The organism is Bradyrhizobium sp. Ses1 (assembly GCF_059512365.1).
This window is the reverse complement of the sequence record NZ_JCAMOQ010000038.1, coordinates 38,054-52,907: the sequence shown is the minus strand read 5'-3', so window position 1 is coordinate 52,907 and position 14,854 is coordinate 38,054. Positions and strand designations below refer to the sequence as shown.

The window sequence follows — 14,854 nt, the reverse complement described above, 5'->3', positions numbered from 1 at the left end:
ACTCACGGCGCGTTTGGTCTCAATCCTCCCGACTTACTCCAACAGGTTATGAAAGCATGCTTACAAGAATAACTTGCGTGTTCACGCTCATGGTTCTGTCGTCTATGCCCGCACTGGCCGATGGCTGCGCAGAGCACTTCCAGAGCACCGGCGTTCCGATGGTGACGGGCATGACCCACAAGACTTGGATGATTTTCCCGTCAGTCAATCCCAGTGTCGCCCTTGACAAGGTTTCCCGGGCCGTTCTGGCAGAGGGCTTTGTCGGTCTGAACGTGGACAAAAAGCTTGGCACGCTGACCACTCAGCAAGAAACAACCGGATCCGGCCGACCACAAACGTTGCAAGTCGTCGTCCGCAAGGAAGGCAGAGGTAGTCGCGTCGATGCGGTCTTCGTCTTGCCGCCAGGACAATTGGCTCCAGGTGTCAGCAATAACCTGTGCCGCGTCGTGGACGCAGCCGGCCAATAAACACCGCCCATCTGTGAACTTAAGCTGACGCGCGAATTGTAACCGGCCGTGCGTGTACGGTCTCGCCCGGGCCGAGGCCAGGGGAGCCCGTAATCCATGTTCAGGAATCGGGAGGCAGGCGCCGGCCTGCGCCCACAGGAATGAAGCAGGAGATTCGATGCGCATCGATCACATTTTGAAAGTCGTTTTGATGGCCACCACCGGTGCCGTGGCGCTTTCAGCCTCCGCGATTTCGGCTCCGTTACCGACCGGCACGGGTCTTGCGGCCGCGGTCCCGGCATTCACCCAGAAGGTCTGGTGCCGTTACGGACAGTGCTATGACAACGGCGCCGGTGTTGGCGGACTGGTCGGCGGCCTCATCGGCGGCGCCATCGCGGCCGGTGCGGCCACTGCCGCCGCGCAGCAGGAAGCCGCCGCTGCCGCCGCCGCCCAGCAGCACGCGGCCTCTTGCGCGCAGCGCTACCGCTCCTACGATCCAGCGACGAATACGTACGTGGCAAAGGGCCGGCGGTATCCCTGCCAGTAAGTTTCTTTGAGATGCAGTCGCGACTGCATCCGGTTTCGGGGCTGCGGTGTGACACCGCCGCCCCTTTTTGTTTGCTGGGGCCTGCGATAAGAGATTGGCGGTTCGCCGAGCAGGCGGAGAGGTCTGGCCGATGGCTTCGTTCCGAGCACACGTCGACGCGATCATCTCATCCGCGCTTCTGCTCGGAAGCGACAGCAAGGAGAAACTCCGCGAGTGCCTGCTTTCCAGCCTCTTCCGCCGCGCGCTGGGACGAATATCCATCTCCGGTCACTCTGACGCCCATCGGCGCGCCTCTGCGCTTGATTTCCCAGCGCCACGCGGAGCGACATTCGTCGCTGAGGGTCACGATGTAGTATTCGCGCTGGAACACGAGGTGGCTGGTGTCGTGCAAAGCCGGCCCCGTTACGCCGATAGCGGCGGCGTCGCATCCGCCGGCAGCGCACCAACCTTTTTCAGCAGCGGAACGTCAGCCGGACAGGGACCGCCGACACTGACGATATGGCTGCCGCGATCGGCTGCGACCGCATGCTTGACGCCCACGGGCACGTGGACGACGCAGCCGGCATGGAAGGGCAGCGAGATGTTGTTGGTGTAGTCGTGAATCGTCCCCTCGCCCTCGAGGATGAAGATCGTGTCCTCCGACTGGGTATGGATGTGGGGGACGTTGGCCTCGCCGGGTTCGAGGCAGACATAGTTGAGATTCGCCTGCCAGGCGCCGACGCCGGGCCAGATCACGAAGCGCGCGTCCTTGGAGATCAGCGGCAGACGCAGCGTCGGATGGTCGCGATGAAACAGGCGAATGGCCATGGTCTAGCTCGCTGCGATCGTTGAGTTGGGATTGGCATCCGCCGGGCACGGCCCGCCGATCACCTTGATGCCGGCTGCGCCCGCCTCGATACGATAGCGATCGCCGGCGTCGATATGGACCATGTGCCCTTCGGCCACCTCATACCGCGAGCCGCCGGCCGTATCGACGATCGCGCCCTCGCCCGCGATCACGTAGTACACGCAGTCGGACGCATGGCGGAGGTCGATGGTGCGCGCATTCTGCTGCAGCGACACCAGCTGAAAACTGCGGAACGCGGCACCATTGTGCGGCGACAGTACAACCTTCGCGTTGCCCTCGCCCTCCACGATCGGTATTTCTGGACATCCGGCGGCGCTGTCGATGACTCGAACCTGGGAAAACCTGAGATTGGCCATCGCCGCCTATTTTTTGATCCAAACTAAAGTGTTTTTAGTATATTCAAAATCACAAGACACGCAACGTCTTCTTTGCGAAGACCAGGACGAACGGCGCCGGGAGCGTCAGCACATGAGCCAATCCGAGACCGACACGAATGCCGATCTTGCCCATCTGTCGGAGGAAATCGCCGAGACCACCGCGAACACGCTTGCGGCGATCGGCGTGCGCATCCGCGAATTGCGGCAGGCGCGCGGACTGACGCTGCAGGAGCTCGCCGACGTCTCCGGCCTCAGCACCTCCATGCTCAGCCTGGTCGAGCGCGGACGCGCCTCGCCCTCGATCGGATCGCTGATCGTGATCGCGAGCGCGCTCGGCGTCACGATGTCGGATCTGCTCGTCAGCGGCAGCCTTGCCGAGGAGAAGATCGTGGTGCGCGCGTCCGAGGCGCGCGTGGTCGAGACCGCGCAGCATGTCGTGCGGCGGCTGATGCGGGAAGACCGCAGCCGCGGGGTCTCCGTCGCCGTCAACGAATATGCCCCGCATACCGGCAGCGCCGAGCATCCGATCACCCATGACGGATTCGAATATGGCTTCGTGCTGCAGGGAGAACTAACGGTCGAGGTCGACGGCATCAAGCACGTGCTGCGGCAAGGCGATCTCATCGCCTATAGCTCGCGCCGCAAGCACAAGCTCTGGAACCACGGCAAGACCAAGGTCCGCACGCTCTGGTTCAACCTCGATCGCGATTGAGGCCCCCTTATCATCGGCCTCCGCGCAGGATGGCGTGCAGGCGGCCGGGCGTGATCGGAAGCTGCGCGACTGCGCCGGGCTTTTGAATCGCAGCGTCGATGGCCCCCGCGAGTGCAGCGCCGGCCGCGTTGATCCCGCCCTCGCCCGCACCCTTGACGCCGAGCGGGTTGAGCGGTGACGGCGCATCCTCGCGCAGGAGCACCTCGACCTCGGGCACCTCGTGACAGGTGGGCATTAGATAATCGGCAAAGCTCGCCGCCAGCGGCTGGCCGTTCTCGTCATAGACAAACTCTTCCAGGAACGCACCGCCGACGCCCTGCGCCACGCCGCCCACGATCTGCCCCTCGATCAGCATCGGATTGACGGCGCGCCCGACGTCGTAGGCGACGACATAGCGCTCGATGGTGACGGCACAAGTTGCGGGATCGACACGTACCTGTGCGGCGTGGATGCCATATGGATAGGTCATATGCGAGGAGGCGAAACGCCCCTCTCCCGTCAAGCCGCCCGTCTCTTCGAGATGCGCGGCAACATCGCCAAGCGACAGTGAGGCGCTGCCGTTGACGGTTTCGATCATGCCGTTCGACAGACGCAGTGCCTCCGGCGTGGCCTGCAACAGCCTTGCCGCTACTTCCAGCGCGGTAGCGCGCAGTGCTTCGGCGGCGATCTTCACGGCAGAGCCCGCCATGACGGTGACGCGCGAGGCAAAGGCGCCGAAGCCGATTTCGATCCGGTCGGTCTGGCCATGGATCACGCGGATGCGCTCGATCGGCACCTGCAGCGTCTCAGCGCAAATCTGCGCCAGCGCAGTCTCGACACCCTGCCCGACCGAGGCAACGCCGGTGACGATCTCGATATCGCCGCGCAGGTCGACCCTCATCCGCACCAGATCCTGCGGACCGAGACCGCTCTTCTCGACGAAATAGCCGAGGCCGAGGCCGACCAGCTCACCGCGGCTCCGACGCTCCGTGAGCTGCTGCTGCAGCCGGTCATAGTCGAGATGCGCCAGCACGCGCTCGAGCAGATCGGCATACTTGCCGGAGTCGTAGACGACCCTGGTTCCCAGCGTCTCGAACCCGCGATCGAAAGGCATAGCGGCTTCGCCGATCAGGTTCACACGGCGCACTTCGACCGGCGAAAGCCCCAACTCGACGGCGATCGCGTCGATCAGCCGCTCGCGCGCGAACGTCGATTCGTAGCGGCCGGGCGCGCGATAGGTGCCGGCCGGCGTCTTGTTGGTGAGCCGGATATGGCCCGCGACATCATAGGCGGGAATGACGTAAGGACCCGGCAGCAAACCAGCCGAGAGATCGGTGACGGTGGTGCCGTGGGTGCGCACATAGGCGCCCTGGTCGGTGAAGAAATCCGCCTTCAGGCCAAGGATGAATCCGCTCGAGTCGACGGCGGCCTTGAGCCGATAGACCTGGTCGCGCGAATGGTTGGCCGCGAGCAGATGCTCCCTGCGATCCTCGATCCATTTCACCGGCCGCTTCAGCCGCAGCGCCGCGGCGCAGACCAGCACGTCCTCGGGATAGAGCTCGCCGCGGATGCCAAAGCCGCCGCCGACATGGCCTTCGCTGAGTTCGAGCCGCCCCGCCGCAAGCCCCAGCATCCTGCTGATAGCGTCGCGATTGTAGTGCGGCACCTTGGCGGCGCCGTAGAGCCGCAACGTATCCTTCTCTGTGTCGTAGACACACAACCCGCCGCGGGTCTCCATCGGCACACCGGTGTGACGTCCGATCTTCACCTCCAGCTCGACAACCCTGCGCGCACAGGCAAAAGCCGCGTCGAGATCGCCATAGCCGCGGCGGATCACCGCCGGCTCGGACATCAATCCGGGGTGAACATCGGGCATGAACGCCACCGGCTCGGCAGTGGCATCGAGCTGCGGCTCCAGTTCCTCGATATCGCAAAACACCAGATCGGCCGCATCCTCGGCGACATAGGGATCGACAGCAACGACCACGGCCACGGGCTCGCCGACATAACGCACATAGTCGCGCGCCAGCACGAATTGCCGGTATGGCGCGAGCCGCTCCAGCCCCATCTGGCGGAAATCGATCGGCGGCAGGTCGTCGAGTTCGGCGATGGTCCAAATTGCGACGACGCCCTCGAGCGCAGCGGCCTCTTCGGTCTCGACGCCGAGAATGCGGCCGAAAGCGACCGGCGAGCGCACCACGCGCATGTGAAGCTGGCCGGGCCAGTTGCAGTCGGCGGCGAACGCGCCCTGGCCCATCAGCAGCGGACGGTCCTCGATCCGCCGGAGCGAGCGGCCGACAAAGCTCATGCCCGCGTTCTCGCCCGCATTTCGCGCGCGGCCAGCCGCACCGCCTTCACGATGTTCTGATAGCCGGTGCAGCGGCAGAGATTCGACGACAGCACATCCTTGATGTCGTCGTCGGACATATCCGGATTTTCCTGCAGCGCGCCGGCGGCGAGCATCAGAAAGCCCGGCGTGCAGAAGCCGCATTGCAGGCCGTGATTTTCCCAGAACGCCTGCTGCAGCGGATGCAGCGTCTCGCCGTCGGCCAGTCCCTCGACGGTCTGCACCGTCTTGCCCTCGGCCTGCACGCCGAACATCAGGCAGGAGCGCACCGGCTTGTCGTTCACCAGCACGGTGCAGGCACCGCAGACGCCGTGCTCGCAGCCGAGATGCGTGCCTGTGAGGCCGCAATCGTCGCGCAGGACGTCGGCGAGGGTCCGTCGTGGCTCGATCGATACCGCGTAGGTCTTGCCGTTCACGGCAAGGGTGATGTCGCGCTTGTCAGGCATAGGTCGCCACTCCGGCCCGGCGCAGCGCCTCACGGATGCGCTGCGGGGTTGCAGGCAGTTCGAACAGTTCGATGCCGAAAGGCGCCAGCGCATCGCAGATCGCGTTGACGATCGCCGCCGGTGCGCCGATTGCCCCGCCCTCGCCGACGCCTTTCGCCTTGGTCACGCTTTCGGGCGAGACGGTTTCCATGTGCATGATCTCGATCTCCGGAATCTCCGCCGCGGTCGGCGGCAGATAATCGGCAAAGGACGCGGTCAGGAGATTGCCGGTGTCGTCGTAGACGATCTCCTCGAACAGCGCGTTCGCGATGCCCTGCGCGACGCCTCCGGTGATCTGGCCGTCGACGATCATCGGATTGATCAGGACGCCGGCGTCCTCGGCGACGAGAAAGCGCTCGATCCTGACGCCGCCGGTCTCGATGTCGACCTCGACCATCGCGACGTGACAGGCATTGGAGAATGTGCCGCCGGGATCGTAGACCGCGCTCTCATGCAGTCCGGGCAATAGCCCCTTGAAGCGGTGGCTCTGGTGATAGGCGGCGCGCGCCAGCGCGCCGATCTCCATGGCCTGGTTGGAATGGCTGACCCGTGCCCAACCGTCTTTCAACTCGATGTTGTCCGGTGACGTTTCCATCAGCGTTGCCGCGATCGTCTTGAGCTTCACCGCAACCTTCCCCGCCGCGAGCTTCGATGCGCCGCCGGCGATCACCATCGAACGGCTGGCGAAGGTGCCCCAGCCATAGGGCGTCGCATCGGTATCGCCGGAGATGATCCTGATCCGCTGTGGCTCGATGCCTAGCTCGTCGGACACCAGTTGCGCGAGGCTGGTCTTCAGGCCCTGACCATGCGGCGACGAGCCGATGCGCAGTACAACATCGCCGGAAGGGTCCATGCTGCAATCGACGATCTCATAGCCGGGCACGATCTCCATGCCCCGCGCGGCATAAGCCGGCGTGCCGTAGCCGGTGCGTTCGCTGAACACGGAAAGGCCGACGCCGAGATAGCGTCCGCGCTCGCGCATCGCGGCCTGCCGTTCGCGGAACGCCGGCAGGTCGGCAGCATCGAGCGCCACCTCCATCGCCTGCAGATAGCTTCCTTCATCATAGACAAGGCCGGTCGGCGAGCGATGCGGGAACGTCTTGATCAGGTTGCGGCGGCGGATCTCGGCGGCATCGATGCCGAGCCGTTTCGCTGCGACATCCATCATCCGCTCCATGGAGAAGGTCAGCGTCGGCCGCGACACGCCGCGATACGGCGCCATCATGCAGGTGTTGGTGGTCACGCCGCGCGAGCGGACGCCGTATTCGGCGAAATCATAGGGGCCCGGCAGTTCGGCAAAAGCCATCAATGGCTCGACGCCGCAGGTCACGGGATAGCAGGAGAACGCGCCGATGTTGGAACGCAAATCCGCATCCAGCCCAAGCAGCCTGCCGTCCCCGGCAAAGGCCGCGTGCAGGCTGAAGGCCTGATCGCGGCCATGGGCGGAGGCGAGCAGGTTTTCGCGGCGATCTTCGATCCAGGCGACGCTCCGCTTTAGCGTTCGCGCCAGCCACACCAGCACGACATATTCGGGGAATAGCGACATCTTCTGCCCGAAGCCGCCGCCGACATCTGGCGCGATCACGCGCAAATCCGACTCTGGCATGCCGAGCGTGTCGACGATGCCGGTTCTGAGCATGTGCGGCATCTGCACCGACGCGGTTAGCGTGACGCGTCCCGACGCGGCATCATATTCGGCGAGCCCGCCACGGTTCTCCATTGGCGCCGCCGATTGCCGGTGCGAGCGCACGTCCAGCGTGACGATCTCGGCGGCATCCGCAAAGGCCTTATCGAGCCCTTGCGTCCTCATGCGCCCTTCGACCAGCACATTGGATGCAGCTTCGGGATGCACCGGCGTTGCATCGGGGGCCAGCGCGGCCTCGAAATCGATGATCGCATCCGCGACGTCGATATCGACGAACACCTGCTCGGCGATATCTTCCGCTAGCGCCGGATCGTCGGCGACGACGACCGCGATCGCCTGCCCGCAGAAGCTGACGCGATCGACCGGCAGCACCGGCTGTCCAATCGCGACGTAATCGGGCCGATGCAGGATCGGCCGGATCGGCTTCACGTCGACGAGGTCCCGCCCGGTGAAGATGATTCCATCCGATGGAACCTCAATATCGACGATCGTCCCGCGCGCCACCGGACTGCGCACGAAGCAGACGGCAGCCGCCTTGCTCGCACGATCGGCCACATAGCTGCCGCCGCCTTTCAATAGCGCCGGATCTTCCAGCCGTGGCAGCCGTCGGCCGATCCAGTTCATGCCAGCGCCTCGGTCAATGCGCGCTTGACAGAAGCGGCGATCAGATCGCGCCGATATTCGGGAGACGCATGAATGTCTCCGCTCGGCTCGATCATGCCGCGCGCCTCGCGGGCGATACTGTCGATGACATCAGAGGACGCGGACTTCCCGACAAGCTGATCTTCCAGCGCCACAAGGCGGATCGCGCGATCGGCGACACCGCCGACGCCTAGCCGGGCCTCCCGGATCGTACTGCCTTCAACCCTGGCCGCCGCCACCGCCATCCCGAGCGCAAAGTCGCCGGCCCGTCGCGAGAACTCGTAGAAGCCCACGCGCCAATCCGGCGTCATGATTGGAAGGCGGATTTCGGTCAGGATTTCGTCGGGTTCGAGCGCGGTCGTGAACGTGCCGTGGAAGAAATCGCTTGCGGCAATCACCCGTTCGCCGCGCGCGCTCCTTGCGACCATCTCGGCGCGAAGGGTCGTGGCGACCAGGCACCATTCCGAGGCGGGATCGGCGTGCGACAGGCTTCCCGCAAAGGTGCCGCGCTGGCGGATCGGATAATGCGCGATGTGGCGCACGACCTTTGCGAGAAGCATGCCGAGCGGCCCCTCGACCACCGGCCGATGGAACGCGGCGTGCCGCGTCAGCGCACCGATCTTCAACTGACCGGCGTCCGCGCGCAGGTGATCCAATTCGTCGAGGTCGTTGATATCGATGAGGATAGCGGGCCGCGCCAGGCGGAAATTCATCGCCGGAACCAGGCTCTGGCCGCCGGCCAGGATCTTGCAATCGTCCTTATGTGTCGCGAGCAGCGCGAGCGCTTCGCCGAGACTTGCCGGCCGGAGATAGTCGAACGCTGCAGCCTTCACATTTCAACCTTGCTCAATTTTATTTAGTCTGATTAACATGACCTCATTGCGGTGTCTACTGTTCGGGACGGTGAGTCTGCATGGGTTGGACCAGGGCCGAGGGGCAAAAGCGCAGAGCGGCAGGTGGCCGCGCTTTCGCTTCTCCCGATGCGCCGGGTGGTTTCAACTCAACGGGCGCGCCATTCCGCAAGCAGGTCGGCGGCGTCGGTGACGATGCCAAGATGCAGCGACACCATCTTCAGCGCGGCGTCTTCCATCTCCTCATTGGTGCCGCGCACGAGGTCGCGCAAGACAACGACGCGGTAGCTGAGATTGCTGGCATCGAACGCCGCGTTGAGGATGCAGCAATCGGTCATGCCGCCGTCGAGCACCACGGTGCGCACGTTCATCTGCCGCAGCAGGAAATCGAGATCGGTGGCGAAGAACGGCGACAGCCGCTTCTTGCCGGCGACGACCAGATCCTGTGGCTCGACATGGGTGACGAATTCGGTCCAGCGCGAGCCTTCGATCGCATGCGCATCGGAGTTCGGGATCGCGCCGACATAGAGCGGAAAGGTGCGCCGCCATGCCGACGGAATGCCAGCGATGTCGTCGACCCCGCCCTTGCGCAGCACCGATTTGACATGAATCACCGGCACGCCGATCGCGCGCGCCGCAGCATGGAACCGATCGATCGGCGCCACGATCTCGCGCGCGCGCGGCGCGGGACAAGGACAATCCGGCGTATCGGCGAGATGTCCCTGGTGCATGTCGACGGAGATGATCGCGGTCCGCGAGGCCTGCGTGAAATCCTCGAACCCCTGCGGCAGCTCGCGCTTCGCACCGTACACATAAGCCTTCATCGTTTCTCCTATCGCCGAAGCAGTTTTCCGTTCCGCGCCAACGCACGCATCGATCACAGCGCATCGGCGCTCGCCAAGCAATATTCAAGCCGCGACGAGCCGCTCGCGCAAACGCGCCAACATCAATCACACACCAATTTTCGGTTGCGCCTTGCGCGTGACCGGATGCCGCCGGGCAACACACTGGAATGTGCGGGCCGAAAGCAAGCTCGCTTCGCTCATTCCTGCGCGCGACCGCACGCGGTCGCGCGGCGAAGAGAATGCAAGGGGGACTGCCCATCGATTGGCTCGACGGTGACTAAACAATTGGCGTGCTATTTTTTCCAACAATGCGAAGATTTTTTCGGAACCCGTCCTGAACGGTCGACAAATTTTCGCACATCGAGAGGATTTTGCGTGATGCGCTGGACTACAATCCCTGTTCTTGCCGCTGCCCTGACAGGCGGCGCGGCAGCCGCCTATGCCGCCGGGTTCACACTCCCGGCGCCGGCCAAGATTGCGTTCCTCTATTTCGCCGAGAAGAACGATGGCGGCTGGACGCAGGCCTATGACGAGGCGCGCCCGAAGATCGAGAAGGACGTCGGCATGCAGATTCCCTTCGTCGAAAATGTGCCTGAAGTTGCAGGACAGATCACGCCGGCTGCGGAGCGTTTCATCCAGCGCGGCTACAATGTGATCATCGGCACCGCGTTCGGCTATTCCGACACCTTCAAGGAGCTGTCGCAGAAATATCCGAAGGTAGCGTTCCTCAACGGCTCCGGCACCACCAACGGCCCGAACCTCGAATCCTTCTACGGCCGCACCTATGAGAGCCAGTATCTTTGCGGGATGATCGCGGGCGCGATGTCGAAGTCCGGCAAGCTCGGATTCGTCGCCGCGCATCCGATCGGCCCGGTGAACTGGACCATCAATGCCTATGAATTAGGCGCGCAGAAGATGAATCCGAAGGCCACTGTGACCGTGGTCTTCACCGGCGCCTGGAACGATCCGGTCAAGGAACGCGCCGCGGCGCAGGCGATGGCCGACCAGGGCATCGACGTGATCGGCCAGCACGTCGACACCCCGACGCCGCAGATCGTCGCGCAAGAGCGCGGCATCTACGGCACCGGCCATCACCGCGATCTCCGCGAGTTCGCGCCGAAGGCAACGCTGTGCTCCTCGGCCTGGACCTGGGAAAAATTCCTCGGGCCCGAACTGAAGAAGATCGCGGCGGGCAATTGGGAGCCCAATCCCTACGGCGCCTTCCCCGGCATCAAGGATGGCGGCACCGACATCGCCTGCTGCAACAGCGTGGTGCCGAAGGAGGTCGTCGATAAGGTGATGGCCGAGCGCGACGCCATCATCGCCGGCAAGCAGATCTTTGCCGGTCCGATCAAGGACACGGCCGGCACCGTCCGCGTCGCCGAGGGCAAGTCGCTCGACGACGCCGGCTTCTGGAAGATGGACTGGTTCGTCCCTGGTGTCATCACTCAGAAATAGGCGAGCATAGCTTCTGATGAATGCGGCCCTGCAACTTGCCGGGATCAGGAAATCCTTTGACGGGGCTCTGGCTCTCGATGGTGCGTCCTTCGAGAGCCGCTCCGGCGAGGTCCATGCCCTGCTCGGCGAAAACGGCGCCGGCAAATCGTCGCTGATGAACGTCGCCGCCGGCCTCTACGCGCCGGATGCCGGATCGATCTCCATCAATGGTGCACCGATCTCGCTGAGCGGACCCGCTTCGGCCCGCTCTCACGGGATCGGCATGGTGCACCAACACTTCAAGCTGGTCAGACCTTTCACCGTGGCCGAGAACGTGCTGCTCGCCAATCCGAAGGCCCATTTTGCTTCCGGCCTGCGCGACATCCGCGACGCCATCAAGAAGCAGGTCGATGCGCTCAAATTCTCCATCGATCCCGATCGCCGCATCGACACCATGACGGTGGCCGAGCAGCAGCAGGCCGAGATCGTCAAGGTGCTGGTCGGCGGCGCCAGGATCCTGATCCTCGACGAGCCGACCGCGGTGCTGACCGACGCCGAAGCTATCGGCCTGCTCGAGATCGTGCAGCGGCTGGCCCGATCCGGCACCGCGGTCGTGCTGGTGACGCACAAGCTGCAGGACGTGAAGCGCTACGCCGATGTCGTGACCATCATGCGCGGCGGCAAGACAGTCGCGACCCTCGATCCGCGCCATTCGACCGCGGAAGAATTGACCGAGCTCACGGTGGGCCAGACCTCGGCGCTCCCGGAGCGAACGCCGCACCAGGGTGGTCCGACCCGGCTCAATGTCGGCGCCCTCACCTATACGCGCGCCGACGGCCGCACCATGCTGAACAACACGAGCTTCTTTGTCCGCGCCGGCGAGATCTACGGCATCGCCGGCGTCAGCGGCAACGGCCAGGCCGAGCTTGCGGAAGCGCTGATCGGCGCGATCGAGCCCTCCTTGGGCGAGATCTGGGTCGATGGCGCCGGCGACATCAGCCGTGCCGGCCAGGCCAAGCGGCGCGAAGCTGCGATCGCCGCGATCCCCGCCGACCGCTATGCCTATGCGCTCGCCGGCAGCCTGCCGATCCAGGACAATCTCGCGGTGGCGCAGATCCGCTCCGGGCGCTACGGCAGCGTTGTCAGGCTCGATCGTGCCGCGATGCGCCGCGACGCCATCGCGGCGGTGAAGGACTACGATGTGCAGGGCGTGCGCAGCGTCAAGCAGAAGGCCTCGCTGCTGTCCGGCGGAAATGCGCAGAAGCTCGTTATCGCCCGCGAATTCAGCCGCGAGCCTGATGTCGTGGTCGCGCACAGCCCGAGCCGCGGGCTCGATGCGCGCGCCTGTGCCGCCGTGCACCAGCGCCTGATCGCGGCGCGCGAACGCGGCGCCGCCATCGTGCTGATCAGTGAGGACCTCGACGAGATATTAAGCCTCTCCGACCGCATCGGAGTGATGACCCGCGGCGCGATCGTCGCCGAATTCGAACGCCCTGCGGACCGTCAGGCGATTGGCCGGGCCATGGTCGACCATGCATGACATCTTGCGCCGAGCCGAACCATTGACGTCGCCCACTCCCGCTGCATCGCGCGGCCTCGGCCGCCTCACGCTCGACGTGCGCCAGAACCTGCCGGCATGGAAACAGGCGGTGTTCGTCGGATCATCGCTGATCCTCGGCCTCGCGATCTCGGTCGCGATCCTCGCGGTGGCCGGCATCCCGCCGCTGACGCTCGCGAGCGAACTTGCCGGCGTGCTCACGGCGGAGAACCTGCGCGGCGTCCTGATCCAGGCTGCGCCGCTGATCCTGGTCGGCTTAGGGGCCAGCCTCGCCTTCCGCATCGGCTTCTGGAATCTCGGCATTGAAGGCCAGATGATCTTCGGCGGCATCTTTGCCGCCGCGATCTCGATCTATGACATCGGCCCGCCCGCCACGCGACTGCTGCTGATGGGAATGGCCGCCGCGCTCGGCGGTGGGCTCTGGGTGCTACTCGTCGTGTTCCTGAAGCTGCGCTTCCGGGTCAACGAGATCATCGCGACATTGCTCCTGAATTACGTCGCGATGTATTTCCTGTTCCACCTGCTCTACGGCGCCTGGCAGGACTCCAAGACCGCGTTCCCGCAATCGACACCGTTCCGTCCCTTCGAGCGGCTGACCGATATCGGCTATGGTGTCAACAGCGGCTTGTTGATCGCAATCGCTGGCGTGCTCGCGGCGGGCTGGTTGATCCATCTCAGCCGCATCGGCTTCTACACCCGGTTCATCGCCGCCAATCCGAGAATGGCGAAAGTGGTCGGCGTTCCCGTGCAGACGGCGACGATCTGGATCATCGCGATCTCCGGGGCCTGCTCAGGGCTCGCCGGCTTCGTCAATGTCGCCAGCCAGGAAGGCCGGCTCACGCAATCCTTCGCCAACGGCTACGTGTTCTCCGGCGTGCTGATCGCGTTCCTCTCGCGCAACGATCCGATCGTGGTCGCTGTCGTTGGCTTCCTGATCGCGGTGCTCTTCATCACCGGCCAGACGCTGCAGGTATTCTACCAGATCCCCTTCACCATGGTGCAGATGATCGAGGCGATCATCGTCATGGCGGTCGCGTCGTCGGAATTCCTGATCCGCCACCGCATCCGCTGGATACGTTGAGAGGACTACCGTGATTGATTTCCTCATCAACTGGCTGGCCAACGCTCCCGTCACGGCGGTCCCCTACGCGCTTGCGGCGCTCGGCCTGATCATCGCCGAGCGTTCCGGCGTATTGAACCTCACCGCGGAAGGCTTGATGCTGGTCGGCGCGCTCGCGGGTGCGGGCGCCTGCCTTATGCTTGGCGGCTATCCGGCGGTGGCGCTGGTCGCCGCGATGGTGGCGGCGAGCGCGGTCTCGCTCTTGTTCGCGGTGCTGGTGGTGGTGCTGCGCATCAACCAGGTGATCGCGGGCCTGTCAGTCGTGTTCTTCTGCCAGGGCTTTACAGGCCTCGTCGGCACGCTGGCGAAATGGCAGAACAAGCAACTGACGGGGCTGGCTCCGCTGAATATCTGGCCGCTGTCGGAAATCCCCGGCATCGGGCGGATATTGTTCCAGCAGGATCCGATCGTCTATCTCACCATCCTCATCTTCTTCGCCGTCAACTTCCTCTTGTTCCGTACCATGCTGGGCTTGCGGATTCGTTCCGTCGGCGAGAACCCGGGCGCTGCAGACGCCGCCGGCGTCAACGTCACGCTGCATCGGATCTTTGCGATCGTCGCCGGCTCCTCACTGATTGGCCTGGCCGGCGGTTACATCTCGGTCGTCAGCGTCAAACTATGGGTGACGGGGATGACCGGCGGCCGCGGCTGGATCGCGGTGGCGCTGGTCGTGTTCGCGCGCTGGGCGCCGTGGCCCGCACTCGCCGGCGCGCTCCTGTTCGGCTGCATCGAGGCGCTGATCCCGCAGATCGCGGCGGCTGGCATCCGCGTGCCGCAATATCTGATGCTGATGACGCCGTATCTGGCGACCATCGCCGTCATGATCTGGGTTGGCACCAAGGATTCCGGCATCACGCAGGAGCCCGGCGCGCTGGGCCAGCCACACGTGCGCGAGGAGCGGCGGTGACGTGTGGCGCTGTCCGCGGCTTCATCCTTCGAGACGGTCGCTGCGCGACCTCCTCAGGATGAGGTCTGAGACCCTCATGGTGAGGAGGCGCGCAAGCGCCGTCTCGAAC

General features: G+C 64.5%; 15 protein-coding genes. 7 read left to right on the top strand and 8 right to left on the bottom strand.

The window, feature by feature from the left end; translation table 11 throughout:
• Nucleotides 1–77 precede the first annotated feature (77 nt).
• Entirely contained in the window at nt 78–467 is a 390-nt protein-coding gene (locus AC5ZG5_RS32020) for a hypothetical protein (protein WP_456645167.1), read from the top strand.
• A 157-nt stretch (nt 468–624) separates the two neighbouring features.
• On the top strand, nt 625–993 hold the full coding sequence (locus AC5ZG5_RS32015) for a BA14K family protein (RefSeq protein ID WP_028163322.1): 369 nt from the start codon (nt 625–627) through the stop codon (nt 991–993).
• Nucleotides 994–1,159: 166 nt separating this feature from the next.
• Here the strand turns inward: AC5ZG5_RS32015 and AC5ZG5_RS32010 are convergent, their stop codons facing one another.
• From AC5ZG5_RS32010 to AC5ZG5_RS32000, 3 genes are read right to left on the bottom strand one after another with little or no spacing between them, the layout of a single operon-like run.
• Nucleotides 1,160–1,384: a hypothetical protein gene (locus AC5ZG5_RS32010; protein ID WP_130225636.1), complete on the bottom strand. Its 225-nt coding sequence runs from the start codon at nt 1,382–1,384 to the stop codon at nt 1,160–1,162.
• Between the two features lie 11 nt (nt 1,385–1,395).
• Nucleotides 1,396–1,800, bottom strand: coding sequence for a cupin domain-containing protein (locus AC5ZG5_RS32005; protein ID WP_282530806.1), 405 nt, complete (start codon nt 1,798–1,800; stop codon nt 1,396–1,398).
• A gap of 3 nt (nt 1,801–1,803) precedes the next feature.
• Entirely contained in the window at nt 1,804–2,127 is a 324-nt protein-coding gene (locus tag AC5ZG5_RS32000) for a cupin domain-containing protein (RefSeq protein WP_196237252.1), read from the bottom strand.
• A 181-nt stretch (nt 2,128–2,308) separates the two neighbouring features.
• On the opposite strand from AC5ZG5_RS32000, the gene AC5ZG5_RS31995 reads away from it, so the two are divergent.
• Nucleotides 2,309–2,929, top strand: coding sequence for a helix-turn-helix domain-containing protein (locus tag AC5ZG5_RS31995; RefSeq protein ID WP_028163319.1), 621 nt, complete (start codon nt 2,309–2,311; stop codon nt 2,927–2,929).
• Nucleotides 2,930–2,939: 10 nt separating this feature from the next.
• On the opposite strand, the gene AC5ZG5_RS31990 is transcribed toward AC5ZG5_RS31995, so the two are convergent.
• From AC5ZG5_RS31990 to AC5ZG5_RS31970, 5 genes are all read right to left on the bottom strand, one after another.
• Entirely contained in the window at nt 2,940–5,216 is a 2,277-nt protein-coding gene (locus AC5ZG5_RS31990) for a xanthine dehydrogenase family protein molybdopterin-binding subunit (protein WP_456645168.1), read from the bottom strand.
• Nucleotides 5,213–5,701 carry a (2Fe-2S)-binding protein gene (locus AC5ZG5_RS31985; RefSeq protein WP_456645169.1) on the bottom strand — a complete coding sequence of 163 codons (489 nt, stop codon included), beginning with the start codon at nt 5,699–5,701 and terminating at the stop codon, nt 5,213–5,215. Before AC5ZG5_RS31985 ends, AC5ZG5_RS31990 begins: the two co-directional genes overlap by 4 nt.
• Nucleotides 5,694–8,009: a xanthine dehydrogenase family protein molybdopterin-binding subunit gene (locus tag AC5ZG5_RS31980; protein ID WP_456645170.1), complete on the bottom strand. Its 2,316-nt coding sequence runs from the start codon at nt 8,007–8,009 to the stop codon at nt 5,694–5,696. Before AC5ZG5_RS31980 ends, AC5ZG5_RS31985 begins: the two co-directional genes overlap by 8 nt.
• A complete protein-coding gene (locus AC5ZG5_RS31975; RefSeq protein WP_456645171.1) occupies nt 8,006–8,860 on the bottom strand; it encodes an FAD binding domain-containing protein in 855 nt (284 codons plus the stop codon). Before AC5ZG5_RS31975 ends, AC5ZG5_RS31980 begins: the two co-directional genes overlap by 4 nt.
• A 167-nt stretch (nt 8,861–9,027) precedes the next feature.
• The gene (locus AC5ZG5_RS31970; protein ID WP_456645172.1) at nt 9,028–9,702 is read right to left on the bottom strand and encodes a cysteine hydrolase family protein; all 675 of its coding nucleotides are present in this window, start codon (nt 9,700–9,702) and stop codon (nt 9,028–9,030) included.
• A 399-nt stretch (nt 9,703–10,101) separates the two neighbouring features.
• Here AC5ZG5_RS31970 and AC5ZG5_RS31965 point away from each other — a divergent pair, with 399 nt between their 5' ends.
• Genes AC5ZG5_RS31965 through AC5ZG5_RS31950 form a run of 4 tightly spaced genes read left to right on the top strand, consistent with a single transcriptional unit; the run spans nt 10,102 to nt 14,745 of the window.
• Nucleotides 10,102–11,181 (top strand): BMP family ABC transporter substrate-binding protein, encoded by a 1,080-nt coding sequence (locus AC5ZG5_RS31965; RefSeq protein ID WP_456645173.1) that lies wholly within the window; start codon nt 10,102–10,104, stop codon nt 11,179–11,181.
• Between the two features lie 16 nt (nt 11,182–11,197).
• A complete protein-coding gene (locus AC5ZG5_RS31960; protein WP_456645174.1) occupies nt 11,198–12,700 on the top strand; it encodes an ABC transporter ATP-binding protein in 1,503 nt (500 codons plus the stop codon).
• Between the two features lie 22 nt (nt 12,701–12,722).
• Entirely contained in the window at nt 12,723–13,799 is a 1,077-nt protein-coding gene (locus AC5ZG5_RS31955; RefSeq protein WP_456645175.1) for an ABC transporter permease, read from the top strand.
• Nucleotides 13,800–13,809: 10 nt separating this feature from the next.
• Complete coding sequence (locus AC5ZG5_RS31950) at nt 13,810–14,745, top strand: ABC transporter permease (protein WP_456645176.1); 936 nt, start codon at nt 13,810–13,812, stop codon at nt 14,743–14,745.
• Nucleotides 14,746–14,854 lie beyond the last annotated feature (109 nt).

Bases quoted from the DNA above. Each gene is read 5' to 3' on its own strand.
- AC5ZG5_RS32015 (WP_028163322.1), top strand. From the start codon at position 625: ATGCGCATCGATCACATTTTGAAAGTCGTTTTGATGGCCACCACCGGT.
- AC5ZG5_RS32005 (WP_282530806.1), bottom strand. From the start codon at position 1,800: ATGGCCATTCGCCTGTTTCATCGCGACCATCCGACGCTGCGTCTGCCG.
- AC5ZG5_RS31995 (WP_028163319.1), top strand. From the start codon at position 2,309: ATGAGCCAATCCGAGACCGACACGAATGCCGATCTTGCCCATCTGTCG.
- AC5ZG5_RS31990 (WP_456645168.1), bottom strand. From the start codon at position 5,216: ATGAGCTTTGTCGGCCGCTCGCTCCGGCGGATCGAGGACCGTCCGCTG.
- AC5ZG5_RS31985 (WP_456645169.1), bottom strand. From the start codon at position 5,701: ATGCCTGACAAGCGCGACATCACCCTTGCCGTGAACGGCAAGACCTAC.
- AC5ZG5_RS31980 (WP_456645170.1), bottom strand. From the start codon at position 8,009: ATGAACTGGATCGGCCGACGGCTGCCACGGCTGGAAGATCCGGCGCTA.
- AC5ZG5_RS31970 (WP_456645172.1), bottom strand. From the start codon at position 9,702: ATGAAGGCTTATGTGTACGGTGCGAAGCGCGAGCTGCCGCAGGGGTTC.
- AC5ZG5_RS31965 (WP_456645173.1), top strand. From the start codon at position 10,102: ATGCGCTGGACTACAATCCCTGTTCTTGCCGCTGCCCTGACAGGCGGC.
- AC5ZG5_RS31960 (WP_456645174.1), top strand. From the start codon at position 11,198: ATGAATGCGGCCCTGCAACTTGCCGGGATCAGGAAATCCTTTGACGGG.